Below are 24541 nucleotides of genomic sequence, written 5' to 3'. Positions count from 1 at the left end.
ACCCCTGGAGGCAAGTGTCATGCGACCGAACTCCCGCTTCGCACAGGTGCAGCCGTTCGACATCGACAAGGTGGCCGCCGCGGCCGGCGCCGACCCCGACGTCCTGCGGATGGAGAACCTCGACACCGACGTGCCGCCCCCGCCCGCCGCCGTGGCCGCCACCAGGCGCTCGCTCGAGGCCGGCACCGGCAACAGCTGGCTGCCGTTCACCGGTCTGCCCGAGCTGTGCGAGGCCGTGTCCGCGGACCTGCTCACCCGCACGGGCGTCCGCTACGACCCGTCGCGCCAGATCGTCATCACCTCCGGCGGCACGTCCGCTGTCATGCCCGTGCTCCTGGCCACGACCGAGCCCGGCGATCCCGTCGTGCTCACCGATCCCACCTACGCCGGCCTGCTGCAGCGCGTCCGCCTCGCGGGCGCCCGGCCGGCTCTGGTGCCGCTGCGGGTGGTCGACGGCTACTGGCGGCTGGACCGGCAGGCCCTGGCCGAGGTGACGGCCGCGGCGGTGCTGCTGATGATGAGCCCCTCCATGCCGTCGGGCGTGGTGTTCGACGAGCAGGACTGGGCGGCGGTCGCCGAGGCCTGCGAGCGGACCGGGGCCTACCTCGTCTACGACGCGGCCATGGAGCGCATCGTGTTCGACGGTCATCCGCGGGTGAATCCCTGCCGGGTGGACGGCCTGGCCGAGCGCACCATCGTGATCGGCTCGATGTCCAAGGAGTACCGGATGATCGGCTGGCGCATCGGCTGGGTGGCGGGGCCGGCGGACATCATGGCACGCATCAGGGTGGCGGTCATCTACAACACCACGGTGGCCAGCGGCTTCCACCAGCTCGGAGCCGCCGCCGCGCTGACGGACCCGGCCGGGGCCGGGGTCGAGCAGGCGGTGGCGGAGTATGGGCTTCGCCACGACACGGTGATCCAGCAGCTGGCGGGCCTGCCCGTGGTGCGCGCGGCGGGCGGCTGGTCCTGCCTGGTGGACGCCGAGGCGCTGGGCCTCACCGCCCCGGACCTGTCCGCGCGGCTCCTGCGGGCGGGCCGGGTCGCCGCCACCCCGATGACCGCCTGGGGCGAGGCGGTGGCCGCCCGCTACGTACGGCTGGTCTACAGCGCCGAGCCCGTCGGCCGCCTGACCGAGCTGGGCGCACGCTTCGCCGCCGCCCTCCAGTAGTCAGGCGCGGGCGGGGACCAGGAGGGTCTTGCCGGTCACCGCGCGCGCCTCGATGGCGGCGTGCGCCTCGGCGGCCGACTCCAGCGGGAGCACCAGACCGATCGTGGGCCGCAGCCGGCCCGCGGCCGCCTGCTCCAGCGCCTGCCTGGACAGCTCGCGCAGGTCCTCGTGCGGCCAGGGAACGGCCGTCACGCGGGAATCGGGGGTCGTCATGGGGCCGCCCGCCATGCCGTACACGCTGAGCCTGCCCCCGTCGCGCAGCAGCCCCTGGGCCGCCGCGCCGATCTCGCCGCCCACGCCGTCGAAGACCAGGTCGAGCCCGCCCGTCGCGGACCGCACCCGCTCGGTCCAGCCCGGGGCGGTGTAGTCGACGGTCAGCTCGGCGCCCAATTCTTCGGCCAGCCGGCGCTTGTCCTCGCTGCTCGCGGCTCCCACCACGCGGGCTCCCGCGCCGGTGGCGAGCTGCACGAGCAGGCTGCCCACGCCGCCGCCCGCGGCTTCGACCAGGACCCACTCGTCAGGCTTCGGCGCGGCCGCGCTGACGAGCCCGACGGCCGTGCGCCCGTCGGCGAGCAGCGCCACGGCATGCTCCGGTGACAGCCCGCCGGGCACCGGGAGGACGTCCGTGGCGCTCGCGACCGCCAGCTCCGCGTAGCCGCCGTAGCCGCCGAGGGTGCTCACCACCCGAGTGCCGGTCAGCGACGGCGGCACGCCCTCGCCCACGGCCAGCACGGTGCCCGCCACGCCGTTGCCCAGGATCGCGGGCAGCTCCGCGCGGCGCGGCCCCCGGTCGGCCCGCACCTGCGTCTCGACGAACGTGACGCCTGCCACGGCCACCTCGATCAGCACCTGCCCCGGTCCCGCGACGGGATCGGCCACCTCCTCGGCGACCAGCGACTCCGGACCGCCGTACTGCCTCAACACCACCGCGCGCATGACCGACCTCCCCATTTATCGGAGCGGAGCGCTCCGATAGCGAATCTATAACGGAGCGCTCCGCTCCGCAAGGGGGGCTATCCTGTACGCCATGAGCACGCGGGGCAGGCAGGCCGAGGCGGCGCGCAACGACCTGCGGCTGCTGGAGGCCGCCCACGAGGTCTTCACCACGCAGGGTTTCGACGCCCCGGTGTCGGCCATCGCCAAGCGGGCGGGCGTGGGCATGGGCAGCCTCTACCGCCGCTACCGCACCAAGGAGGAGCTGCTCCAGCGCCTGTGCCTGATCGCGATGGAGCGGGTCGTCGCGGCCGTCGAGGAGGGGCTCGCCGATCCGGACCCGTGGCAGGGCCTGGTCCACTACGTGCGCGCCTGCGTCGGCTTCGGGTCGGGCGCCCTCGCCCCCGTCGCCGGCACCATCGAGGTCACCGAGGAGATGTGGCGCACCTCCAGGAAGGCCACCGAGCTGGCCGGCAGTCTCATCGGCCGGGCCGGCGAGGCCGGAGTCCTCAGGAGCGACGCCACGGTGCTGGACGTCTCCCTGCTGATCGAGCAGTTCAGCCGCCCCGCCCCCGGCCCGCCCGGCGACCGGCACGAGCACGAGCACGCCAAGGAGCGGCTGCTGGCCATCGCGCTGGACGGCCTGCGCGCTCCCGGCCGCACCCCGCTGCCCGGCGAGGCGCCCGGCCTCGACTGGTACGAGGGCCGCTGGAAACGGTCCTCCTAAGGGCTACGGTTGAGCGGTGGGGTTCAACGAGCTACTACGTGATCTACAGCGGGGGGCGAGCGCCCAGGCCGCCGGCATCAGCCGGGGGCACGGCGCGCCGGCGCGCACGGTCAGCGCCCGCTCCGGCCTGCACAGGCTGCGCTGCGCATCGCTGCTCAAGCCGCTGTACGCATGGGTGACGGCGAGCCGCATCCCCGACGCCGAGCGCTGGCGGCGGCACGCCGAGCCCGCGGTGGTCATCTCGTCCAACTCCGACACCCGCAGTCTCTGGCTCGCCGTCGGGCCGCTCGTCATCCTCGACGACATCTACCAGCGCACGGGGGTCTCCTGGCCCATGCACAACGCCGACCCCTCGCGGTTCGGCTCGATCGAGGTGGCGGCCGACGAGGTCGCCACCGCCTACGCCGCGCTCGCGCAGGCGGCGCTGGCCGGCGATCCCGTGGCGGGCAGCGTCCTGGACTGGATGCGCCAGGTCGAGGGTGAGCAGACCTACGGCACCCGGCAGGCGCTGGGCGCGCCCGAGGCCGGGATCAAGTGCGGCTGGTTCGGCGAGCCGGACGAGACCTGCCTGCGCACCCACGCCGTGGCCGTGCTGCCGAACGGCGGCACCCGGGCGACGGTCGTGGTGGCGTTGACCGCCCAGCCCTACACCGGCGGCCGCGAGCGGGAGATCTATCAGACCCGGGCGGCGGAGGGGCATCCGGTCGAGGCCGAGCACGAGAAGGTGTCGGGGCCGCTGCTGCGCGGGCTGCTGACGACGACGCTGGCCGAGCTCGGCCATGGGGAGCGGCCGTGAAGCTCACGGTGCTGGGCGGGTGCGGCGCGTGGCCCGCGGCCGGGCAGGCGTGCAGCGGCTATCTGGTCGTCCACGACGGTTTCCGGGTGCTGATCGACCCCGGCTATGCCACGCTGCCCAGGCTGCTGGAGTCCACGCCGGCCGAGCAGGTGGACGCGGTGCTGGTCAGCCACGGGCATCCCGATCACTGCGCCGACCTCAACCCGCTGCTGCGCGCCCGCGTGCTCGGTGACGCGCCGCCGCCCCCGCTGCCGGTGTACGCGCCGCCCGGTGCGCTGGACGCCGTCCTCGCGCTGGACCGGCGGCACATGCTGGCCGGCGGCCTGGAGTCGCGGGAGCTGGCGCCGGGGCGGCCGTTCGAGGTCGGGCCCTTCCGGCTGGACGTCTGGTCGCTGCCCCACCACGTGCCCAACGCCGGGCTGCGGCTGACCGGCGGCGGCCGGGTGATCGCCTACACCGGCGACACCGGGCCGGCCGAGGAGCTGGCCGACCTGGCCAAGGACGCCGACCTGCTGCTGGCAGAGGCGACCTACCCGGAGAGGGTGCCGGAGGAGGACGCGCCCTACCTGTCGACCGCCGCCGCCGCGGGCCGCACCGCGACCTCGGCGGGCGCGGCGCGGCTGCTGCTCACGCACCTGTGGCCGGACAGCCCGCACGAGCCCGCGCTCGAGGCGGCGGCCAGATCCTACGGAGGCGAGCTCGCCGTCGCGACCGGCGGCCACACCGTGCGACTGTGATCGAGTCCGCCACCCGTGGCCCTCATCGGGCGGCCGTGAGGCGCTCGACGACCTTCGCCAGGCCCGGTGGCTCCACGCCGGCGGGCAGCTCCCGCGCCCACAGGCAGCCCAGGTAGGCCTCGCGCTCCTCAGGGGTGAGCGCACCGGGATCGACCGGCGGGCGGCTGTGGTCGAAGCGGGCCAGGAAGAACGACTCCGTCTTGACGTAGCGGACGCCGAGCCAGGTGAAGTCCCGGGCCACCTCGACCGAGCGATCCTGGACCGAGGAGCCCGGCAGGCCGGTCTCCTCGGTCAGCTCCCGCCTCGCCGCCTGCAGCGGCGTCTCGCCGGGGTCGATGCCGCCGCCAGGAGGCTCCCAGACGTCTGCCCCGCTGACCCGGTCGTGCCAGTGCAGCAGCAGCACCCTGTCCTCGCGGTCCAGGCAGATCACGCGGGCGGCGGGACGGTCGCTCGTGCTCAACGGCGGATCACTCCTCGGACTCCGCGAGGACCAGGGGGAGCAGGCCGGGGAAGCGGTCGTCGAACTCGGCCCTGCGCAGGCGGTTGAGGCGGCGGGGGCCCTCGTCGCGCTGCTCCAGGAGGCCGACGCCGCGCAGGACGGCGAAGTGGTGGCTGAGCGTGGACTTGGCCACCGGCAGATGGCTGAAGGTGCCGCAGGGGCGGCTCCAGTCGGGGACCACGGACAGCTCGCGGACGATGCGGCGGCGGATCGGGTCGCCGAGCGCGTCGAGGGCGGCCTGCAGCGAGACCTCGACGGGAGAGGCGTGGGCCAGGGAGCGGGATCTGTTCGACGGGGGTCGAACACTGGTGTAGTGTTCCATCTCAATCGAACAGTTTACCCAGAAGGAGTGGCCGTGGACGCCGGGCACATCGGAGTGTGGCATCCCATGATCGGCAAGTCGCCGGCCGGTGAGGGGCGCCGGGCCGCGGTGGAGATCGAGTCGCTCGGCTACGGCTCCGTCTGGGTCAACGACGGCTGGGGGAGCAAGGACCCGTTCGCCTGCGCCGCGGTCCTGCTGGCCGCCACCCGGCGGCTCGCGGTCGGCACCGGCATCGCCAGCATCTGGTCACGCGACGCGACGGCCATGGCGGCGGGCGAGGTCACGCTGTCCGACGCCTTCCCCGGCAGGTTCCTCATGGGCATCGGGGTCAGCCACGGCCCCCTGGTCGGCCTGCGCGGCCACGACTACGGCAAGCCGTTGAGCGCGATGGACCGCTACCTGGAGGGCATGGACGAGGCCAGGAAGGACCTGCCCGCTCCACAGGCGCAGGCGCCGCGGCTGCTGGCCGCGCTGCGGCCCAGGATGCTGGAGCTGTCCAGGGACCGGGCCGGTGGCGCCCACACCTACTTCGTGCCGCCCGAGCACACCGTCCAGGCCCGCGACATCCTCGGCCCAGACCGGCTGCTCGTGCCGGAGCAGGCCGTGGTCGTCGAGACCGATCCGGCCCGGGCCCGCGAGATCGCCCGAGCCCACATGTCCTACTACCTGACGCTCCCCAACTACCTCAACAACCTGCGTCACCTGGGTTACTCGGACGAGGACTTCGCCGATGGCGGCAGCGACCGGCTGGCCGACGCCATCGTGGCCTGGGGCAGCCCCGAGACGGTCGCCAAGCGGGTCGGCGCCCACCTCGACGCGGGGGCCGACCACGTCGCGATCCAGCCGCTGTCGCCGGCCGGGCCCGACCTTCCGGACGCCCTGGCCCAGCTCCGCGTCCTCGCCCCGGCCCTCGGGCTCTAGCCTCAGCGCTTCATGGCGCCGTCGGCGATGGCGTCGGCGGCTTCACTGATCGCGATGCCCACGATCTCGAGGCGGCGCACCAGCTCGCGCTCCTTCATGGCGTTCGCCGACAGCTCGCCGGAGAAGATGCGGGAGATCTCATACTGATACATCCGCCGGATGGCGCTGCCCGTCTTCTTCGCCTCCAGCGCGTCGTGCACCACCGCCGACGGCCTGGAGACCAGGTCGCGGACCGCGTTCTCCAGCGCGTCGATGCCGACGATCACCTGGTCGAGCAGCGGGGTGAAGCGGATCTGGTCAGGCACCTGATAGAGGTGCGACTCGCGGACGAAGTCACGCAGCGAGTCGAGCACGTCGTCGATCGAGCGGGACAGCCTGAAGAGGTCCTCCCGGTCGATCGGCGTGACCAGGGCCGAGCGGAGTTCCTCGACCAGGCGGCGGCGCTCCTCGTCGCCGAGATGCTCGATGGTGCGCATCTGCTCGTGCGCGCCCGTCCTGCCCACCTCGCCGCCGATCATCGCCATGGCGAGCCAGGCGCCCTCCTTGGTCGCCTCCAGTTGCCCGAGCAGCGCGTCCGAAAGCGCGCTGTCCATGCGCCCGGCCAGCAGGTCACGGATCCGGCGCAACCGCTTCACCGGCGCACCTCCGATGCGGGCGGCCATGCGCCCAGAGGGCCCTTCACGCGCTCACTCCCTTCACCAGGAAGGCCGCCACCGCGGCCAGCGCCGCGCTGGCCGGCAGTGTCAGCAGCCAGGCGGTCACGATCTTCACGGCGGCGTACCAGCGGACCCGGCCGCCGCCCTGGATGACCCCCGCACCGATCAGCCCGCCCGCGATCGCCTGCGTCATGCTCACCGGCATACCCAGCGCCGAACAGCCGAGCACGGCCGTGCCCGCCGAGAGCTCGGCCGCCACGCCGTGCAGAGGCCGGAAAGCGATGATCTCCCGGCTGAGCGTACGCCCCGCCTTCGGCAGGCCGTACAGGGCGCCGAGGCCGAACAGCCCGGCCACCAGCGACGTGTACGACAGCGGCGCGCCCGAGAAACCCAGCGCGATCATGAAGACGGCGAGCATCTTCTGCCCGTCGTTGGCCGCGTAGGCGACGCTCTGCAGCAGGAAGCCGGCCCAGTGCCAGTTCCACAGCCCGCGCGCGGTGGTGAACTTGACCAGCAGCGCGGTCACCACCCAGGCCAGCAGGGCGCCGACGATCGGCGCCGCCAGGCCGAAGGCCAGCACGAGGGCCACGGACGAGCCCGAGACCGGCAGCCCCCAGCCGAGACCCGCCCCGGTCAGGCCGCCGACGATGGCGAGGGTGAGGCTGGTCGGCCGGCCCTTCGCGCTGAGCACCATGACCACGACCAGCGAGCAGATGACGGCGACGGTCGTGGCCGACCTGCCGCCGGGGCCGTCGAAGGTGGCGAGCCTCGTGACGAAGGTCAACGCGACCTGGTTGGTGGCCAGCGGCACCAGGGCCACCAGCGCCACGATGGTGAGGATGCCGGTCGACGGCCGTACGGTGGGTAGCTTGAGCCCGGTCGCGAGCAGTGCCCCGCCGTCGTTCATCCCGGACACGATCGCGAACATGCAGGCGACCCCGACCAGCAGCACGGCGTCCAAGGGCACGTACTCCTCCTGGTTGATGTCGGTAACGCCTGCTACATACCCTTGATCGAGTTCACGAGCCGGTCAGAGATGACGCGGCCGGGACGGTAACCTCGATGGTGCTCGACGACCCAGCCGCACCGCGACCGCGCCGGCATCTTCGCGAGAGAGAACCATGAGCACTGCCGAATACGTCCTCACGTTGTCCTGCCCTGACCGGCCCGGCGTCGTGGCCGCCGTCTCCAGCCTGCTGGCCGGGCACGGCTGCAACATCACCGAGAGCCAGCAGTTCGGCGACCGAGACGGGCCGCGGTTCTTCATGCGGGTGCAGTTCGCCGCACCGCTCGGAAAGCACCTGGGAGAGGACGAGGTCCGTGCCGCCTTCGCGGCCCTGGCACCGGAGTTCGGCATGGAGTTCCAGCTGCGCGACGTGGCGAGCAAGCCGCGCGTGCTCATCATGGTCAGCAAGTTCGACCACTGCCTCAACGACCTGCTCTACCGGGTCCGCTCCGGAGCCCTGGACATCGAGGTCGTCGCGGTCGTCTCCAACCATCCCGACCTGCGCCCCCTCACCCAGTCACACGGCATCGACTATCACCACCTGCCCGTCACCCCCGACACCAAGCCCAGGCAGGAGGCCGAGGTGCTCGCGCTGGTGGAGCACTATCAGGTGGACCTGGTGGTGCTGGCCCGCTACATGCAGGTCCTGTCAGAGGGATTGTGCGAGAAGCTGGCGGGCCGGGCGATCAACATCCACCACTCGTTCCTGCCGTCGTTCAAGGGGGCCAAACCCTACCGGCAGGCCTACGAGCGCGGCGTCAAGCTGATCGGCGCGACCGCCCACTATGTCACCTCCCGCCTGGACGAAGGCCCGATCATCGAGCAGGAGGTGGCGCGCGTCAACCACAGTCACTCGCCCGAGGACCTCGCCGCCATCGGCCGCGACGTCGAGTGCGTGGCGCTGGCCAGAGCGGTCCGATGGCACGCGGAGCAGCGTGTCCTGCTCGACGGGCACAAGACCATCGTCTTCCCCCGCTGAGCCCGAGCTCTGGCGTTAGGCATACCGGAACCTGGGCACGGCGCCGGACATGCCAGAGAATGCGAACTCCACACCACCAGCGCAGAGCCAGCCGTACCCCGGCGACACCGGGCGGATGACGCCCGAGCCGCGTGACGAGATGCGCGGCTACGAGGGCAGAGGCCTGCTGGCCGGTAGGCGGGCACTCGTCACCGGCGGCGACTCCGGCATCGGCAGAGCCGTCTGCGTCGCCTTCGCCAAGGAAGGAGCCGACGTCGCGATCGCGTACCTCGAAGAGCACGAGGACGCCAACCACACCAGGAAGCTCGTCGAGGCGGAGGGGCGGCGATGCCTGCTGATCCCCGGGAACCTGGCCGACCGCGACCACTGCGCGCAGGTGGTGGAGCGGACGGTGGCCGAGCTCGGCGGCCTGGAGATCGTCGTCAACAACGTCGCCTACCAGGCGCCGGTGGACTCGCTGGAGGAGCTGACCGACGAGCAGTGGGAGCACACGTTCGCGGTCAACATCCACAGCTACTACCGGGTGACCAAGGCCGCTCTGCGACACCTGCACGAAGGCGGCGCGATCATCAACACCTCGTCGATCAACGGGCTGCGCGGCAACAAGACCCTCATCGACTACGCCGCCACCAAGGGGGCGATCAACGCCTTCACCTACTCGATGGCCCAGAACCTGGTCGACCGCGGCATCCGGGTCAACGCGGTCGCGCCCGGCCCGGTCTGGACGCCGCTCATCCCCGCTACCTTCCCGCCGGAGAAGGTGGAGCAGTTCGGCAAGCAGGTGCCGATGAAGCGGGCGGCCGACCCCGACGAGATCGCGCCCTCCTACGTCTTCTTCGCCGCCGACCGGCTGTCGTCCTACTACACCGGAGAGGTCCTCGCCCCGATCGGAGGTGAGACCCTGCCCGGCTGACCACGTCAGATGAGAACATTCTCATCCGTGCCTCAGCGTGCTCTCCTCGAAAACCGTCATGCTCGACGTCATGAGACGCCGAGCACCCCTGGCCACACTCCTGATCGGAGCGACCGTGGCCGGGTTCCTGGCGATCGGGCTCGTCCGGGCCGCGGGCAGCGGCCCTGACCTGGGCGAGCCCGTCGTCGTATCGCAGACGCCGATGGGCAGCACACGGTCGCGGCCGGACCGCACCCCCTCCGGCGAGCCGCCCGCCGCCACCTCCACCCCTACCGCCACCTCCGGCCCCAGCAAGCAGCCCGCCGCCTCGCCCAGCGCGCGCAGGACCAAGGCGGAGCCCGTCCCCCCGCCGTCGCCGCGGCCCGGTGGTGACGATGACGATGACGATGACGACGGCGGCGATGACGACTGATCAGGCCCGGCCATGCGAGTGACCGCCCGTGGCCGGATCGTGGGCTGGATGCTCGCGGTCGTCGGCCTCGCCCTGTCCGTCTCCATCTTCGCGACCTGGACCATCCTGCTCACCCGGCTGGACGACCGGATGAACCGCGAATTCAGCAACGAGGCGGAGAAGCTGCGCCGCTATGCCGTGACCGCGCTCGATCCGTCGACCCGGCGCCCGGTGGGAGACGTGGCCGAGCTGCTCAGCGGCTACCTCGCCTACAACCCGCCCGATCGGTGGGAGACCTTCTTCAGCATCGTCGACGGGAAGGCGGACCGGATCACCGCCGTCCCCGCCCCCGCCCGCCTCGACACCGACGACGCGCTGGTCGCCGACCTGTCCACGACCATCAGGCCGGACGACGGCGTGTACGAGAGCGCCGCGGGCACGGTCTGGTACGCCGTCATCCCGGTCAGCGTGGCCGGCGACCCCAGGCAGGGGCACTTCGTGGTGGCGATCTTCTACGACCGGCACAGGGACGACATCGTGGACGCGGTCCGGGTGCTCAGCCTGACCGCGCTGGCGGCGCTGGCACTGGCCGGAGCGGCCGGCTGGTTCGTCGCCGGCCGGGTGCTCGCCCCGATCAGGCTGGTGCGCCAGACCGCGGCGCAGATCAGCGACTCCTCGGACCTGACCAGGCGGCTGGTCGTGCCGGGCGACGACGACGTGGCCGCGCTGGCCGCGACGTTCAACCACATGCTCGACCGGCTGGAGCAGGCCTTCGCCGTGCAGCGGCACTTCGTCGACGACGCCGGGCACGAGCTGCGCACCCCCATCACCGTCATCCGCGGACATCTGGAGCTCATGGGCGACGACCCCGCGGACCGGGCCGAGACCCTCGCCCTGGTCACCGACGAGCTGGAGCGCATGAACCGGATGGTCGACGACCTGCTCACCCTGGCCAAGGCCGAGCAACCCGGCTTCCTCGACATCGAGGAGGTGGAGCTGGCCGACCTCACCGTCAGCGTCGTGGCCAAGGCGCGGGCGCTCGGCGAGCGGCGCTGGCGGGTGGACGAGGTGGCGGAGGCCCGGGTGCCCGCCGACCGGCAGCGGCTCACCCAGGCCCTGATGCAGCTCGCGGCCAACGCCGTCCGGCACACCGCCGACGGCGACCTGATCGCGGTCGGCTCCGCCGTTCGTGACCGGTCGGTGGAGCTGTGGGTGCGTGACAGCGGGCCGGGAGTCGCGCCCGCGGACCGCGAGCGCATCTTCCGGCGCTTCATGCGCGGCTCGGGCCGCACCGGCGCGCACGACGGCGCCGGACTCGGCCTGGCCATCGTCACCACCATCGCCGAAGCGCACGGCGGAACCGTCACCGTGGTCGAGGCCCCCGGAGGCGGGGCCTGCTTCGTCATCGCCATACCGCTCCGGGAGGTGCAGTGAACCGCATCCTGATCGCCGAGGACGAGGCCAGAATCGCCTCCTTCCTGGAGAAGGGGCTGCGCGGCAACGGCTTCGTCACCGCCGTCGTCGAGGACGGTGTCACGGCCTACGACGTCGCCGCCAGCGGCGCCTTCGACCTGCTCATCCTCGACATCGGGCTGCCGCTGAGCGACGGGTTCACCGTGCTGCGGCGGCTGCGCGAGGCCAAGGTGGGCCTGCCCGTCATCATCCTGACCGCGCGTGACAGCGTCACCGACACCGTGGCGGGCCTGGAGGGCGGCGCCGACGACTACATCGCCAAACCCTTCGCCTTCGAAGAGCTCCTCGCACGGGTACGGCTGCGCCTGCGGGCCGACCGGACGCCCGAGGTGACCGTGCTCCGGGTCGCCGACCTGGCCCTCGACCTGCGCACCCGGCGCGCGTACGTGGGGGAGCGGTCCGTGGACCTGTCCACCCGCGAGTTCGCGCTGGCGGAGGTCTTCTGCCGCCACCCCGACCAGGTGCTCACCCGTGAGCAGTTGCTCAGCCACGTGTGGGGGTTCGACTTCGACCCCGGCTCCAACGTGGTGGACGTGTACGTGCGCTACCTGCGCCGCAAGATCGGCGCGGACCGCATCGAGACGGTCCGGGGAACCGGCTACCGGCTGCGGGCCGGGTGAAAGGCTTCTCATCCCACGCTCACGGTGAGCCAACGGCGCCCTCGGAGGCTGGAGTCGTCCGCACGGAGAGTGCGGACGACTCCAGGAGGCAGAGATGGTCCAGGCACTACGGCGGCTGTTGGCCGCCATCGCGGTCGCGTCCGGGCTCGGCATCACGGGCGCGGCCCTCGCGGCTCCCACCGCCCTCGCGGCACCGGCCGTCCACGTGGTCGCCGACGACGACGATGACGACCGTCCCAGGGGCGGTGTGGACACGGGCATGGGCGGCGCGGCCGGGCTGGACGGGGCGCGCGGCGTGGGCGTCGACAGCGCCCTTCAGCCGATGGTCGTGGCGCCGCTCGCGCTGGCCGGCACCGGCATCCTGCTGGCGGGCGGGTACCTGGTGTCGCGCAGGCTCGGCCGGGTCTGACCGTGGTGTCGTCCAGGCGGCTCCGCGCACCGATCCTCCTCGCCGGCTGCGTCCTGGTGGCGGCATGCGCCCCCGCGAGCGGCACCACGGGCGGGACGGGTGACGCCCAGCGGCAGAGCGCGGCGGTCATGCAGGCGGCCGCGCCGAGGGACGTGGCCGATCCCGTGCGGTTGCGCATCCCGTCGATCGGCGTCTCCACCAAGGTGATCGGGCTGCGGCTCGACGCGACCGGACGGCTGATCGCTCCCAAGAGGTTCGACCAGGCCGGCTGGCACCGCGGCGGGCCGGAGCCGGGGGAGAGCGGCGTCGCCGTCATCGCGGGCCACGTCGACTCCACGACGGGCCCGGCGGTGTTCTACCGGCTGCGCGAGCTGAGGAAAGGCGCCGCCGTCCACGTCGACAGGGCCGACGGCACCACGGTGACGTTCCGGGTCCAGCGCCTGGCTCGCTACCCCAAGGATCGGGTGCCCGACGGCGAGGTCTACGGCTCGGGCCGGGGCAGCCGGCTGCGCCTGATCACCTGCGGCGGCGACTTCGACCGCAAGCGCCGCAGCTACCGCGACAACGTGGTCGTGTACGCGGGCTGAACCCACCAGATGCCTGTGCCGCCGGGGCCCGTCCTCGGCGGCACAGGCGCCTTCGCACGATGAGAACGCCCTCATCATCGCCTCACCGGGACTTCACCGCCGATCGTCACGCTGTTCATGAGAAAGCGACCAGCATGGGAGGCACATCTTGCGAGCGACCACGATTCTCGGGTTCGCGATGGACCTGGCGGCGATCATCACGCTCGCCTACGGCCTGTACTTCCGGCGCCATCACCGGCGCGACCTGCTGTTCGCCTACGTGGCACTGAACGTGGGCATCTTCGCGGTGGTGTCGTTGCTGCTCGTGCAGCGGGTGGACCTGGCGGTGGGGTTCGGCCTGTTCGGGGTGCTGGCCATCATCCGGCTCAGGTCCGATGAGATCACCCAGGAGGAGATCGCCTACTACTTCGTCGCGATCGCCCTCGGTCTGGTGAACGCCATCGCGGCGACCTGGCCGCTGACCGCGCTCTTCCTGGACGTGGTGCTGCTGGCGGTGATGTACGTGGCCGACCATCCGGGGCTGCTCGGCCGTACCCGCCACCAGGTGGTGACCCTCGACGTGGTCCACTCCGACCCCGGCCTGCTCCGCGCCGACCTGGAGAGCAGGCTGGGCGGGCGGGTGCTCCAGTGCGCCGTCACCCAGATCGACTACGTCAGGGACAGCTGCGTGGTCGACGTCCGATTCGAGGCCCCACGGGCCGGCAAGGCGCAGGTGGGGGCGTGGCGATGACGGCCCGCGGCGCGGAGTGGCCCGATGCGGGCGTTCTGCTCGCCGGGGTGGCCGCGGGACTGCCGCCGATCACCCTGGAGGAGGTGACGGCCGCCTCGAAGCTGATGACCAGGGTGGACCGCAAATACCTGGTGAGCGCCTCGACGATGACCCGCCTCGCCGCCGAGCTGGGCGGCGGGTTCGCGGTGCTGCGGATCGGCGGCTGGCGGCAGTTCCGCTACACCTCCACCTACTTCGACACCCCCGACCTGCTCACCTTCCGCCAGCATCGCCAGGACCGGCGGCGCAGGTTCAAGATCCGTACCCGCACGTACCTGGACGGCGGCGGGCGCTGGCTGGAGGTCAAGCTCAACGGCGCGGGTGGCAGCACCGACAAACACCGCATCCCGTACGACGCGTCTCCGTCCGACACCCTCACCCGCGAGGCGCTGGAGTACGTCACCGAAACCCTGGCGGGCAACCTGCGGCTGGCCCGGCCCGAGTCGCTCGGCCCGGTCCTGTCCACCGACTACGGCCGGGTGACGCTCGTGGACAGGGCGGGCGCGGCCCGGCTCACCTGCGACACCGGCCTGGTCTGCGGCGACGGCCGGCGCACGCTTGCCGCCCGCCGCGACCGCGTCCTGCTGGAGTCCAAGTCCGCGAACGGGCACGCCGCGGCGGACCGCATCCTGCGCGACCTGGGAGTGCGCCCCATCAGCGTCAGCAAGTACTGCCTCGGGGTGGCGGCACTGCACGGCGTGGCCGCCAACCGCTGGCATCCGGTGCTGCGCCGCTACTTCCCGGGCTCCAGGCCGGCGACCACCCCGAAGTGACCGCTCGCCCGAACGCCGCCGACCGGCCGGCCGAAGACGCTCCTGCCACCGGCCGGCCGCAGCGTCGCCCGTTGCCGCTGCACCGGACGAGGATGTGGTCGACGCGCCGGCTCCCGTGGCGGCCAGGGCAGGGCATGAGGTCTCCTGCCCTGCCCTGCCCTGCCCTGGACGCATGCGAGCACGGCGTCAGCGCGGCTCGCACCCGTGACGGCCCGGCGGGCGGGCCCCAGCGCCGCCGCTCCGGCCATCCGGGCACGTTCACGGCCGGTAGGTGCCGAAGAACCAGGCGTTGCCCTCGGGGTCCTCGCAGGCGTACTCGCGCGAGCCGTAGGGCTGGTCGACGAGGGCCATCGTGATCCGGGCGCCGGCCGCCGCGGCGCGGTCGTGGTGGGCGTCGGGGTCGTCGACCGCGATGTAGACGCCGGGCCCGCCCGGGCTGCCGGCACCGATCATGATCATGTCGTTCCCGACGAGCAGCTCGGCGTGGTTGACCACGCCCTCGTCGTTCTTGGACAGCTCGTGCACCTGAAACTCGAAGGCGCCGGTCAGGAACTCGACGGCCGCCGGGCAGTCCGCATAGCGGACCAGGGCGTAAATGGTTCTCATGTGTTCAGTGTGCGCCGCCGGAGGAGCCGGGTCTTGGAAGAATCTGACCGGGCGTCGTGCCGCCCAGCGCCCTGAACTCGCGGTTCATGTGCGCCTGGTCGTAGAAGCCGCACTCGGCGGCCACCTGCGCGATCGCTCCGCCCGTCCGGAGCCGGTGAGCGGCCCGGCCGAACCGGATGACCCTGGCCGCGGCCTTGGGGGTGAGCCCGATCTGGTCGTGGAAGCGGGCCACCAGGTGCCGATGGCTCCAGCCGAGCGAGCCGGCCAGCGACGACACGCCGAGGTCGCCGCCGGTCCGGAGCAGGCGCGCCCACGCCCACGGCACCTCGGGGCCCAGCTCGGGAGCGGCCAGGATGCGCTCGGTGAGCAGGCGGTCGGCCAGGGCCAGCCGCTCGGGCCACGACGGCGTCTCGGCGAGCCTGGCGACCGCCGCGCGTGCCCACGGCCCGAGCACATCCTCGACCGGCAGCACCGTGTTGGTCACGTGCCGCATCGGCACCCCGTACAGTCGCCTGGCTCCGAACGGGGTGAGGAAGACCTGCACGCCCTCAGTGGGCTCGGCCGTGCGCGTCACGGTGAAGCGGTCGGCGAGGCCGCCCGCGAACGAGGTCAGCCGCTCGCCGTCCACCTCCATGGCCGAGCCGAAGCCCAGGATGAGCACCGCGCCGGGCATCGCCGCCTCCGCGCGCGTCACCGGCTCGCCGTAACGCTCGTGGTAGGCCGTCAGCCGGGTCACGTAAGGCCGCAGCGCAGCGCTGGGGGCGGCCTCGACCATGACCGGCCCCAGCTCGCTCATGCTCCGACTATAGGCCGAGGTGCTTGGCCATGAAGGTCAGCGTGTCGGCCGACAGATCGACCGTGCGGCTGATCGAGCGCGCGCCGTGGCCCACCTCGGTCTCGTTGCGCAGCAGGATCGGCGCGTCGCCGCTCGTGGCGTGCTGCAGCGCCGCGCACATCTTCCACGCGTGCAGCGGGTGCACCCGCGTGTCGGACTGGAAGACGGTGAACAGCGTCGCGGGATAGCGGACGGACTCCGTGACGTGGTGGTAGGGCGAGTAGGCGTGCAGCCAGCCGAACTGCTCGGCGTCCTCGGCCGTGCCGTACTCGACGTTCCAGGTGGCGCCGAGCCCGAACTTCTCGTAGCGCACCATGTCGAGCAGCGGCGCCGAGCACACCACGGCGGAGTAGAGCTCGGGGCGCTGGGTCAGCGCCGCCCCCACCAGGAGTCCGCCGTTGGAGCCGCCGGAGATGCCGAGCTGCCCGGTCGTGGTCACCCCCGTCTCGACGAGGTGGACGGCGGCGGCGTGGAAGTCGTCGAAGACGTTCTGCTTGTTGCCGAGCATGCCCGCGCGGTGCCAGTCCTCGCCCTCCTCGCCGCCGCCGCGCAGGTTGGCGATCGCGTACGCGCCGCCCGCCTCCACCCAGGCCAGGATCGAAGCCGAGTAGCCGGGGGTCATCGACAGGCCGAAGCCGCCGTAGCCGTACAGGATCGTCGGGCGCGGGCCGTCGCCGTCGACCGGCGAGATGATCAGCATGCGGACGTCGGTGCCGTCAACCGACTGATAGACGACCTGCGTGGTGCGGACCGGCGGGACCTCCACTGCGCCGGGCGAGGCCGCCCAGAGCGTGGTCTCTCCGGTCCTGGCGTCGTAGCGCTGGATGGACGGCGGGGTGGTGTTGTCGGTGTAGCCGAACCAGGCCTCGTGGCCGCCCTCCGGCCGCTCGGCGATCCCGCCGATCGTGCCCAGGCCCGGCGTCGGCACCTCGCTCAGCCGCTCGCCCGTCTCCAGGTCGTGGACGGTGATCTCGCTGATCGCGTGGCGGGTCCAGCCCACCAGCATGACCGGGCGGTCCAGATCGTCGAGGATGGCGAAGTCAGACAGCACCGCCTCCTCGTCCTGCGGGATCAGGTCACGCCAGGCGTCGTGGCCCGGCTCCGAAGGGTCGGTGACGCACACCCTGGCACGCGGCGCGTCCCGGTCGGTGTGCACGTAGAGCCTGCCGTCGCGGCCGAACACCAGGCCGGTCTGGGCGTCCACGCCCTCCTGCACGACGCGCAGCTCCGGCCGCTCGGGCGTCGACGTGGTCAGGTCCGCGACCCACAGGTCGTTGCGCGGAGCCGTGCCCTCGCTGGCGGAGATCTGCAGCCAGCGGCCGTCACGCGAGACCGAGACGCCGTAGTAGTTGGTCATCTTCAGGCCGTCACCGAAGATCATCGCATCGTCCTCGGTGGAGGAGCCGACGCGGTGCAGGTAGACGCGGCGGTGGAACTGCCTCTCGTTCTCCGGCACCTCGGTGCCCGGCAGCCGCCGCACATAGTAGAAGGCCTCGCCGCCGGGCAGCCACGCGATGGGGGAGTAGCGGCAGCGGTCGATCGGCCCCTCGACGCGGGCGCCGGTCGCCACGTCCATGATGTAGAGGACCGACTCCTCGTCGCCGCCCACCGAGATCTGGTAGGCCAGCAGGCGCCCTTCCTTGTCGGGCTGCACCGCGTCGAGCGTGGTCAGCCCCGTGGGGTCGATCCCCATCGGGTCGACCAGCACCCGCTCGGTGCCGTCCTCGTCCACCACGTAGTAGACGGCGTGCTCCTGCTCCGGCGTGCGCCGGCTGAAGAACTGCCTTCCGCCGCGCCAGGCGGGCGTGCCGACCGAGCCGGACATCAGCAACTCGGCGATCCGCGACTTGAAGCGCTGCGGCTCGCTCTCCCGCTTGAACAGCTCGCCCTGCCCCAGCAGCCACCTGTCCGTCTCCGGACTGTCCGGATCCTCCAGCCAGCGGTAGGGGTCGGGAACAGGCGTACCGTGCAGGATTTCGGTGATCTCCTCGCGCGGCGCGGCAGGGTAGGGCTCTCGCGTCATGCCTCGAACCCTACGGCAACGGCGAGGCGCGGTGGATGGCGTAAAGCCCAGGTGATGCGGGCATAAAACGTATCGTGTGTCCCTCTGGTCATTCCGGCTGGAGGTTAAGGGGTGGCGGGGACCATGCGGTAAACGCCAGACTTGCTGACAGGACGGTGCCGTGGTGTCCATCCGCTGGGCCGTCCGGCGGAGGTCCACGTGACGGATGCGTCGATGCCCCAGGAGGGGCGAATAGCCGGGACATGCCGCGGCATGTCCCCCTTGATACGCGCGCAGCAGGGAGAGGCCCGATGATGCGCCAAGTCCTGCTGCTGAATGCCACCTACGAGCCACTCACCACGCTCTCGCTGCACCGCGCCATCGTGCTGGTGCTGCGGGAGAAGGCCGACGTCGTGCACCGCGACGGCCGGGGCGCCGTGCTGCGCTCCGCCAGCTGCACGCTCGACGTCCCGTCGGTGATCCGGCTGCGAAGATACGTGCGCATCCCCTACCGGTCGCGCATCCCCCTCACCAGGGCCGCTCTCATGCGGCGCGACGACTACCGGTGCGCCTACTGCGGCCAGCGGGCCGAGACCATCGACCACGTCATCCCCAGGTCCAGGGGTGGCACGCACACGTGGGAGAACTGCGTCGCCTCGTGCACGCAGTGCAACCACCGCAAGGCCGACAAGTACCTGGAGGAGCTGGGGTGGTCGCTGCGCGTCGCCCCGGCCGTGCCACGGGGCGCCCACTGGCGGCTCATCGGAGCATCGCTGGTCGGTGACCCCCAATGGGCTCCCTACCTGGAAGCCGCGGCCTGACTCCGGGCCCGGCCCCCTCTTCCGGGGGCCGGGCCCCATCACCTTGTGCCACGGCATGGCAGGATCGCACGCATGTGGACCTTCACCACGGACGTCCAGGAGTTCGCCCGAGCCGCCGAGGCATTCCTGCTGACGGATCCGGTGAGCAACACGGTGCCGCTCACCGTCCTGACCAATCTGCGCTCGGGCCGACCGGCTCCCGACGCGTACTTCGGCTGGTGGACCGACGGCGGGCAGGTGCGCGGCGCGGCGTTCCGCACCCCGCCGCGCCCCATCGGGCTCGCCCGCATGCCCGTCGAGGCCGCAGCCGGGCTCGTGGAGGCGCTGAAGGGCGACATCCCGGAGGTGGTGGGGCCCCGCGACCTGACCGAAGTGGTCGCCGGCGTCCTGGGCCAGCCGGGTGAGGTGATCGCCGAGCGCCTCTACCGGCTGGGCTCCCTGAACGTCCCCGACGTGCCGGGCCACGGCCGGCCCGCCGTCGAGGGCGATCTGCCCGTGCTGGTGAGCTGGATGTACGCCTTCTTCGACGAGGTGAAGCTCGGCGCGGGCGAGGACGCGGCGCAGCGGACCGCGCAGCGGCTGGCCCACGGCGAGCTGTTCGTGTGGGAGTCGGGCGGCGCGCCGGTCTCGTTCGCCGCGCTGTCACCCGCCGCCGGCGGCGTCTGCCGCATCGGCCCCGTCTACACGCCGCATTCGCAGCGCAGGAGAGGCTACGGCGCCGCCGTCACCGCGTTCGCCAGCCGGGTAGGCCTGGACGAGCGCTGCGACCAGGTCGTGCTCTTCACCGACCTGGCCAACCCGACGAGCAACGCGATCTACCAGTCGATCGGCTACGAGCCCGTGTCCGACTACGCCCAGGTGACCTTCCGCCGCTGAGGGCCTTACTCTTGGCGTATGCCGCGTTACGACTACCGCTGCCGCGCCTGCGGCTCCACGTTCGAGCTGTCCCGCCCCATGTCGGCGTCGAGTGACCCGGCGTCCTGCCCGGAGGGCCACGACGACACGGTCAAGCTGCTGTCCACGGTCGCCATGACCGGCTCCGCCGCCGCGCCCCGGCCCGCCGGCGGCGGTGGCGGTGGCTGCTGCGGCGGAGGATGCTGCGGCTAGCCGTGCTAGCCGTGCTAGCCGTGCTGGCCGGCGAAGGCCCGCACGGCGAGCCGGGCGACCTGCTCCACGGTGGCCACACCGGTGCTCATGGCCGGGCTGCGCTCTGACAGCACGGCGACGAGCAGCTCGTGCCCGGTGACGGTCAGCCGGCCCACGCTGTTGACCGTCCACCTGCCGTCGTGCTCCTCGGCGGGCAGCCAGCCGTTCTTGACCGCCACCTGTCCGCCCACCGCGCCGACCCCCCAGTCCTGCGCGGGGTGGACCGTGGACATCAGGTCCAGCGCGTAGCGGCGGTTGGCCGCCGACACCGGGCCGCCCGGGTCGGTGAGCCACTCCAGCACCCTGACCTGGTCCGAAGGCCGGCTGCGCGTCGTGCCCCAATACAGGCCGCCGCCCGGCCGGGTGTGCTGAGCGCCCACCCGGTGCAGCACCTCGGTGAGCCCGCGCCTGCCGCCGACCGTCATGTAGAGCTCGTGGGCGCAGTCGTTGTCGCTGTAGCGGATCATCCGGGAGGCCAGAGTGCGCTCGTAGCCGTCCAGCCCCCGCCGCTCCTCCTGCGCCCGCAGCAGCAGTGCCAGCAGGATGTCCATCTTCGCGACGCTGGCCAGCATGAACGGCTCCCGCTCGCGGAAGGCGTAGCGGGTGGAGGTGGTCCTGTCGTAGACGGCCACGGCCACCCGGCCGGGCCGCTGGTCCAGATAGCGGGCCAGCGCCCGGTCGAGCCGCTGCCGCCGCGCCGCGGGCAGCGCCCGCTCCTCCCGCCTCGCGACCGCCTCCGGGCCAGGCCCGGGAGGCTGCTGGGCCACCACGTCACGCCCGGACGGGTGCACCGTCGCCGCTGTTTCTCCGGCGCAGCCGGACACGGCGACCAGCACGACGCCCATGAGCCAGATCCTCCGAACGCGCATGCCCGCGAGCCTGGCACCCGGCATCCCAATGGGCGGGGGCACGGGAGGTAAAGCGACGGTCAGATTCCGGGCCCGCCGCGCGTCGCTCCCGTGCCGGGCCTCAGGCGACGACCCTGGTGCGCTTGCGGCGCTGGAAGGGCAGGAAGCGGTCGGCCAGATGCGGGCGGGACGGGGTCAGCGTGGGCTCGACCGCGAGGATCCGGTCGAACCGGAAGGCCCTGATCGCGCGGCGCATCCTGCACACGCCGACCAGATACCAGTATTCGCGGTGGACCAGGCAGGTGACCGGCTCCACCTCCCGGCTGCTGACATTGCCGGCGGCGTCGCGGTAGTGGAGGCGGACCATCATGCGGCTGGTGATGGCGTCGGCGATGAGCCGGGCCCGGGATGCCACGTCGACCGGCAGCGGCTCGGTCAGCGTGGTGAGCGTGGCGGCGATGACGTCGTCGTCGAGGTCCAGATGGTCGAAGGCGTGCTGCAGGCCGCGCCTCGCGGTGACGGCCTGGGGGCCGGAGCCCAGATGGGCGAGGGACAGGGCGAGGGCGGCGATCTCGGCGGTCGTCAGCGGGCGGGTCTGGGGCTTCACGACTGTAGCCATACCCCAAGAATAGGTAACGCCACCGACAGTTTTTCGAATACCTGTACGGCAGGCGACGTGGTCATCGCCCGCCGTGCGGGGTCGTACAGATCAGCGGGAGAGCTGCGACAGGTCGCGGGAGGCGCCCGTGGAGGCCGACGTGGTCATGGCCGCGTAGGCCTGCAGCGCGGCGCTCACGGGCCGGTCACGGTCGCGCGGCCGGTAGCGGCCCAGGTCGGCGAACAGACGCTCTCTACGTGCGGCCAGCTCGGCCTCCGAGACGCGCAGCTCCAGCTTGCGGCCGGGGATGTCGATCTCGATGAGGTCGCCGTCCTCGACCAGCGCGATCGCCCCTCCCTCGCCCGCCTCGGGGGAGGCGTGCCCGATCGACAGGCCGGACGTGCCGCCCGAGAAGCGGCCGTCGGTGACCAGCGCGCACGCCTTGCCGAGGCCCCTGCCCTTGAGGAACGAGGTCGGGTAGAGCATCTCCTGCATGCCGGGACCGCCCTTCGGGCCCTCGTAGCGGATGACCACCACGTCGCCCTCCTTGACCCGGTCGCCGAGGATGCCCTCTACAGCCTGCTCCTGCGACTCGAACACCACCGCGGGCCCGGTGAACTTCCAGATCGACTCGTCGACCCCGGCGGTCTTCACCACCGCGCCGTCGCGCGCGATGTTGCCGTAGAGGACGGCCAGGCCGCCGTCGGCGGAGTAGGCGTGTTCCAGGTCGCGCACGCATCCGTCGGCGCGGTCGAGGTCGAGGTCGTCCCAGCGGTTGTCCTGGGAGTAGGGCTTGACCGTGCGGACGTTGCCCGGAGCCGCGTGCCACAGCTCGACGGCCTCGGGCAGCACCGAGGGCGAGACCGGGTCCCAGGCGGTGATCATGTCACCGAGGCTGCCCCCGTTGACCGTCGGCACGTCGCGGTGCAGCAGCCCGGCGCGGTCGAGCTCGCCCAGGAGGGCGGGGATGCCGCCGGCCCGGTGCACGTCCTCGACGTGATACTTGCTCGTGGCCGGGGCCACCTTGCACAGGCAGGGCACGCGCAGCGAGATCTCGTTGATCTCCTTCAGCCCGAAGTCGACCTCGGCCTCGCGGGCGGCGGCCAGGATGTGCAGGATCGTGTTGGTGGAGCCGCCCATCGCCACGTCGAGCGTCATCGCGTTCTCGAAGGCGTCGCTGGTGGCGATCGAGCGCGGCAGCACCGACTCGTCGCCGTCCTCGTAGTAGCGGCGGGTGATCTCCACGAGCTGGCGGCCGGCGTCCTCGAACAGCTTCTTGCGGGACTTGTGCGTGGCCAGGATCGTGCCGTTGCCGGGCAGCGCCAGGCCGATGGCCTCGGCCAGGCAGTTCATGGAGTTGGCGGTGAACATGCCCGAGCATGAGCCGCAGGTCGGGCAGGCGTTCTCCTCCATCTCCAGCAGATCGGCGTCGGACACCGACTCGTCGGCCGCGGCGACCATCGGGTCGACCAGGTCGAGCTTGCGGCCCGGGATCTTGCCTGCCTCCATCGGGCCGCCGGAGACGAAGATCGTGGGGATGTTGAGCCTGAAGGCGGCCAGCAGCATGCCAGGCGTGATCTTGTCGCAGTTGGAGACGCAGATCATCGCGTCGGCGCAGTGGGCGTTGACCATGTACTCGACCGCGTCGGCGATCAGCTCGCGCGACGGCAGGGAGTAGAGCATTCCGCCGTGGCCCATCGCGATGCCGTCGTCGACGGCGATCGTGTTGAACTCTCGCGGGATCGCCCCCGCCTCGCGGATCGCCCCGGCCACCACGTCACCGACCTCGCGCAGGTGCACATGGCCGGGCACGAACTGGGTGAAGCTGTTGGCCACGGCGATGATGGGCTTGCCGAAGTCGCCGCCGGCTACGCCGGTCGCCCGGAGGAGGGCCCGGGCACCGACCATGTTCCTGCCGTGGGTGACCGTACGTGACCTGAGGGCGGGCATGGCGTTTCTCCCATCGCTAGCGTCCTCACATGGTACGACCCTTCGCCCGGTAGCTGAGACGCTTGTCCACAGCCCGGACAGGGGGCCGCCCGCGCGAGGACGCGCGCGGGGATCGGGCGGAGCGGGTCAGCCCTCGCCGTAGCGCGCGGGCAGCACCTGCGCGGCGATCTCGTAGATCCGGTCGATCTCGGTGTCGGTCAGGGCCCGCTCCCGCTTGGTGATCCACCTGCGGGCACGGCCGCCCTCGTAGACGTCCACGCCGCGGATCGTCATGATCTTCCAGGGCACCGGCGGCCCGTAGATGGCCAGCGATGGCACCACCGAGATCTCGCGCCCGTAGGACTTGCTGATCAGCTCGCTGGCCTGGGAGGCCTCCCACTTGGCCTCGGTGATGCGGGGCTTCATGTCGAACGGCCCGTGGAAGAGCTTCTTGCCCATCTGCACCCGCACCGGCAGCCGCTTGTCCCACTTCTCGGAGTCGACCGCGTAGACGCCCGTCGGCCCCACCACGAGATGGTCGATCTGGGCCTCGCTGCCCGGGATCGCCCTGGCGTGGAGCGTGCGGTAGCCGCCGCGCTCCAGCTTGCGCAGCTGCGCCTCGGTGCGGCGCTCGGCGATCGAGGCGCGCCTCCAGGCGGGCACCGTCGAGTTGGAGCGGGCGCGATAGACGGTGTCCAGGATCGCGGCCAGGATCGCCGCGCTCACGCCCACGCGCGCGTCGGCGACCAGGAAGCCCACGGCCACGCCGACGGCGATCGCCACCAGCGCGCGGTTGCGCAGCCGGCGAAAGCGCGGCTGCTGCATGAGGCCACGCACGGACGCGCGCTCTATCGGCGCGTACGTGGTGGTGGGCGCCGATGGCTTGGCGGCAGTGGCGGTCTGCTCACTCTCGGATCTGTCGCTCACCCAGATCGGCGAAGTGCTGTGACCGTCTTCACGCTGATGGTCGGAGTCCACGCAACTCACCGTAGCCCGCTGGTTCGATCGATTCCTAGTGTTGCCCTGTCCATAGTTTTATGGCCCAGCTCACTGTGTTCCACGCCCGATTTCCGG

General features: G+C 72.1%; 29 protein-coding genes. 17 read left to right on the top strand and 12 right to left on the bottom strand.

Annotated features, from left to right (window positions below; all coding sequences use genetic code 11):
* Positions 1-19 precede the first annotated feature (19 nt).
* The gene (locus tag V5E28_RS26125) at positions 20-1171 is read left to right on the top strand and encodes a pyridoxal phosphate-dependent aminotransferase (RefSeq protein WP_336210015.1); all 1152 of its coding nucleotides are present in this window, start codon (positions 20-22) and stop codon (positions 1169-1171) included.
* Here V5E28_RS26125 and V5E28_RS26120 read toward each other — a convergent pair whose 3' ends face one another.
* The gene (locus V5E28_RS26120; RefSeq protein ID WP_336210012.1) at positions 1172-2107 is read right to left on the bottom strand and encodes a zinc-binding dehydrogenase; all 936 of its coding nucleotides are present in this window, start codon (positions 2105-2107) and stop codon (positions 1172-1174) included. It abuts the gene before it with no gap.
* A 91-nt stretch (positions 2108-2198) separates the two neighbouring features.
* Here V5E28_RS26120 and V5E28_RS26115 point away from each other — a divergent pair, with 91 nt between their 5' ends.
* From V5E28_RS26115 to V5E28_RS26105, 3 genes are read left to right on the top strand one after another with little or no spacing between them, the layout of a single operon-like run.
* Positions 2199-2831 (top strand): TetR/AcrR family transcriptional regulator, encoded by a 633-nt coding sequence (locus V5E28_RS26115; RefSeq protein WP_336210011.1) that lies wholly within the window; start codon positions 2199-2201, stop codon positions 2829-2831.
* Between the two features lie 16 nt (positions 2832-2847).
* The gene (locus V5E28_RS26110; protein ID WP_336210009.1) at positions 2848-3627 is read left to right on the top strand and encodes a hypothetical protein; all 780 of its coding nucleotides are present in this window, start codon (positions 2848-2850) and stop codon (positions 3625-3627) included.
* Positions 3624-4364, top strand: coding sequence for an MBL fold metallo-hydrolase (locus V5E28_RS26105; RefSeq protein ID WP_336210006.1), 741 nt, complete (start codon positions 3624-3626; stop codon positions 4362-4364). Before V5E28_RS26110 ends, V5E28_RS26105 begins: the two co-directional genes overlap by 4 nt.
* A 22-nt stretch (positions 4365-4386) precedes the next feature.
* Here the strand turns inward: V5E28_RS26105 and V5E28_RS26100 are convergent, their stop codons facing one another.
* Together V5E28_RS26100 and V5E28_RS26095 are read right to left on the bottom strand one after the other, a co-directional pair.
* Positions 4387-4824 carry an NUDIX hydrolase gene (locus tag V5E28_RS26100; protein ID WP_336210004.1) on the bottom strand — a complete coding sequence of 146 codons (438 nt, stop codon included), beginning with the start codon at positions 4822-4824 and terminating at the stop codon, positions 4387-4389.
* A 7-nt stretch (positions 4825-4831) separates the two neighbouring features.
* Positions 4832-5185 carry an ArsR/SmtB family transcription factor gene (locus V5E28_RS26095; protein WP_336210002.1) on the bottom strand — a complete coding sequence of 118 codons (354 nt, stop codon included), beginning with the start codon at positions 5183-5185 and terminating at the stop codon, positions 4832-4834.
* A 33-nt stretch (positions 5186-5218) separates the two neighbouring features.
* Between V5E28_RS26095 and V5E28_RS26090 the strand changes: the two genes are divergently transcribed.
* Complete coding sequence (locus V5E28_RS26090) at positions 5219-6106, top strand: LLM class F420-dependent oxidoreductase (RefSeq protein ID WP_336209999.1); 888 nt, start codon at positions 5219-5221, stop codon at positions 6104-6106.
* Between the two features lie 2 nt (positions 6107-6108).
* Here V5E28_RS26090 and V5E28_RS26085 read toward each other — a convergent pair whose 3' ends face one another.
* Positions 6109-6741, bottom strand: a complete 633-nt coding sequence (locus V5E28_RS26085; protein WP_336209997.1) for a DUF47 domain-containing protein — start codon at positions 6739-6741, stop codon at positions 6109-6111.
* Positions 6742-6784: 43 nt separating this feature from the next.
* Positions 6785-7729, bottom strand: coding sequence for an inorganic phosphate transporter (locus V5E28_RS26080; protein ID WP_336209995.1), 945 nt, complete (start codon positions 7727-7729; stop codon positions 6785-6787).
* A gap of 154 nt (positions 7730-7883) precedes the next feature.
* On the opposite strand from V5E28_RS26080, the gene purU reads away from it, so the two are divergent.
* From purU to V5E28_RS26035, 9 genes are all read left to right on the top strand, one after another.
* Positions 7884-8747 carry a formyltetrahydrofolate deformylase gene (gene purU / locus V5E28_RS26075; RefSeq protein ID WP_336209993.1) on the top strand — a complete coding sequence of 288 codons (864 nt, stop codon included), beginning with the start codon at positions 7884-7886 and terminating at the stop codon, positions 8745-8747.
* Positions 8748-8796: 49 nt separating this feature from the next.
* Complete coding sequence (locus V5E28_RS26070; protein ID WP_336209991.1) at positions 8797-9660, top strand: SDR family oxidoreductase; 864 nt, start codon at positions 8797-8799, stop codon at positions 9658-9660.
* A 70-nt stretch (positions 9661-9730) separates the two neighbouring features.
* Positions 9731-10072, top strand: coding sequence for a hypothetical protein (locus V5E28_RS26065; RefSeq protein WP_336209990.1), 342 nt, complete (start codon positions 9731-9733; stop codon positions 10070-10072).
* A 12-nt stretch (positions 10073-10084) separates the two neighbouring features.
* Positions 10085-11485, top strand: coding sequence for a sensor histidine kinase (locus tag V5E28_RS26060; RefSeq protein WP_336209988.1), 1401 nt, complete (start codon positions 10085-10087; stop codon positions 11483-11485).
* On the top strand, positions 11482-12144 hold the full coding sequence (locus tag V5E28_RS26055; protein WP_336209987.1) for a response regulator transcription factor: 663 nt from the start codon (positions 11482-11484) through the stop codon (positions 12142-12144). The genes V5E28_RS26060 and V5E28_RS26055 overlap by 4 nt, the downstream gene beginning before the upstream one ends.
* Before the next feature lie 94 nt (positions 12145-12238).
* Positions 12239-12553: a hypothetical protein gene (locus tag V5E28_RS26050; protein ID WP_336209984.1), complete on the top strand. Its 315-nt coding sequence runs from the start codon at positions 12239-12241 to the stop codon at positions 12551-12553.
* Between the two features lie 2 nt (positions 12554-12555).
* Entirely contained in the window at positions 12556-13140 is a 585-nt protein-coding gene (locus V5E28_RS26045; protein WP_336209981.1) for a class F sortase, read from the top strand.
* Between the two features lie 178 nt (positions 13141-13318).
* Positions 13319-13870: a DUF4956 domain-containing protein gene (locus tag V5E28_RS26040; protein ID WP_336210251.1), complete on the top strand. Its 552-nt coding sequence runs from the start codon at positions 13319-13321 to the stop codon at positions 13868-13870.
* A complete protein-coding gene (locus V5E28_RS26035) occupies positions 13867-14682 on the top strand; it encodes a polyphosphate polymerase domain-containing protein (RefSeq protein WP_336210248.1) in 816 nt (271 codons plus the stop codon). Before V5E28_RS26040 ends, V5E28_RS26035 begins: the two co-directional genes overlap by 4 nt.
* Positions 14683-14940: 258 nt before the next feature.
* On the opposite strand, the gene V5E28_RS26030 is transcribed toward V5E28_RS26035, so the two are convergent.
* Genes V5E28_RS26030 through V5E28_RS26020 form a run of 3 tightly spaced genes read right to left on the bottom strand, consistent with a single transcriptional unit; the run spans position 14941 to position 18146 of the window.
* On the bottom strand, positions 14941-15288 hold the full coding sequence (locus V5E28_RS26030; RefSeq protein ID WP_336209978.1) for a VOC family protein: 348 nt from the start codon (positions 15286-15288) through the stop codon (positions 14941-14943).
* Between the two features lie 4 nt (positions 15289-15292).
* Complete coding sequence (locus tag V5E28_RS26025; protein ID WP_336209975.1) at positions 15293-16084, bottom strand: helix-turn-helix domain-containing protein; 792 nt, start codon at positions 16082-16084, stop codon at positions 15293-15295.
* A gap of 7 nt (positions 16085-16091) precedes the next feature.
* Entirely contained in the window at positions 16092-18146 is a 2055-nt protein-coding gene (locus V5E28_RS26020; protein WP_336209972.1) for a prolyl oligopeptidase family serine peptidase, read from the bottom strand.
* 293 nt (positions 18147-18439) lie between these two features.
* Here V5E28_RS26020 and V5E28_RS26015 point away from each other — a divergent pair, with 293 nt between their 5' ends.
* The 3 genes from V5E28_RS26015 to V5E28_RS26005 all read left to right on the top strand — a co-directional run bounded on the left by V5E28_RS26015 (position 18440) and on the right by V5E28_RS26005 (position 20053).
* Complete coding sequence (locus V5E28_RS26015) at positions 18440-18946, top strand: HNH endonuclease (RefSeq protein ID WP_336210246.1); 507 nt, start codon at positions 18440-18442, stop codon at positions 18944-18946.
* A gap of 72 nt (positions 18947-19018) precedes the next feature.
* Positions 19019-19822, top strand: coding sequence for a GNAT family N-acetyltransferase (locus V5E28_RS26010; protein ID WP_336209970.1), 804 nt, complete (start codon positions 19019-19021; stop codon positions 19820-19822).
* 18 nt (positions 19823-19840) lie between these two features.
* Positions 19841-20053, top strand: a complete 213-nt coding sequence (locus tag V5E28_RS26005) for an FmdB family zinc ribbon protein (protein WP_336209968.1) — start codon at positions 19841-19843, stop codon at positions 20051-20053.
* A 14-nt stretch (positions 20054-20067) separates the two neighbouring features.
* Here V5E28_RS26005 and V5E28_RS26000 read toward each other — a convergent pair whose 3' ends face one another.
* The 4 genes from V5E28_RS26000 to V5E28_RS25985 all read right to left on the bottom strand — a co-directional run bounded on the left by V5E28_RS26000 (position 20068) and on the right by V5E28_RS25985 (position 24445).
* Entirely contained in the window at positions 20068-20961 is an 894-nt protein-coding gene (locus V5E28_RS26000) for a serine hydrolase (protein ID WP_336209965.1), read from the bottom strand.
* 100 nt (positions 20962-21061) lie between these two features.
* Positions 21062-21559, bottom strand: a complete 498-nt coding sequence (locus tag V5E28_RS25995; protein WP_336209963.1) for a helix-turn-helix transcriptional regulator — start codon at positions 21557-21559, stop codon at positions 21062-21064.
* A 90-nt stretch (positions 21560-21649) separates the two neighbouring features.
* Positions 21650-23488, bottom strand: a complete 1839-nt coding sequence (gene ilvD, locus V5E28_RS25990) for a dihydroxy-acid dehydratase (protein ID WP_336209959.1) — start codon at positions 23486-23488, stop codon at positions 21650-21652.
* A gap of 126 nt (positions 23489-23614) precedes the next feature.
* The gene (locus V5E28_RS25985; protein ID WP_336209957.1) at positions 23615-24445 is read right to left on the bottom strand and encodes a nuclease-related domain-containing protein; all 831 of its coding nucleotides are present in this window, start codon (positions 24443-24445) and stop codon (positions 23615-23617) included.
* Positions 24446-24541: the final 96 nt, after the last annotated feature.

This window comes from Nonomuraea sp. LPB2021202275-12-8, from assembly GCF_037044575.1.
Lineage (GTDB): Bacteria > Actinomycetota > Actinomycetes > Streptosporangiales > Streptosporangiaceae > Nonomuraea.
This window is presented reverse-complemented; position numbering and strand designations above follow the sequence as displayed.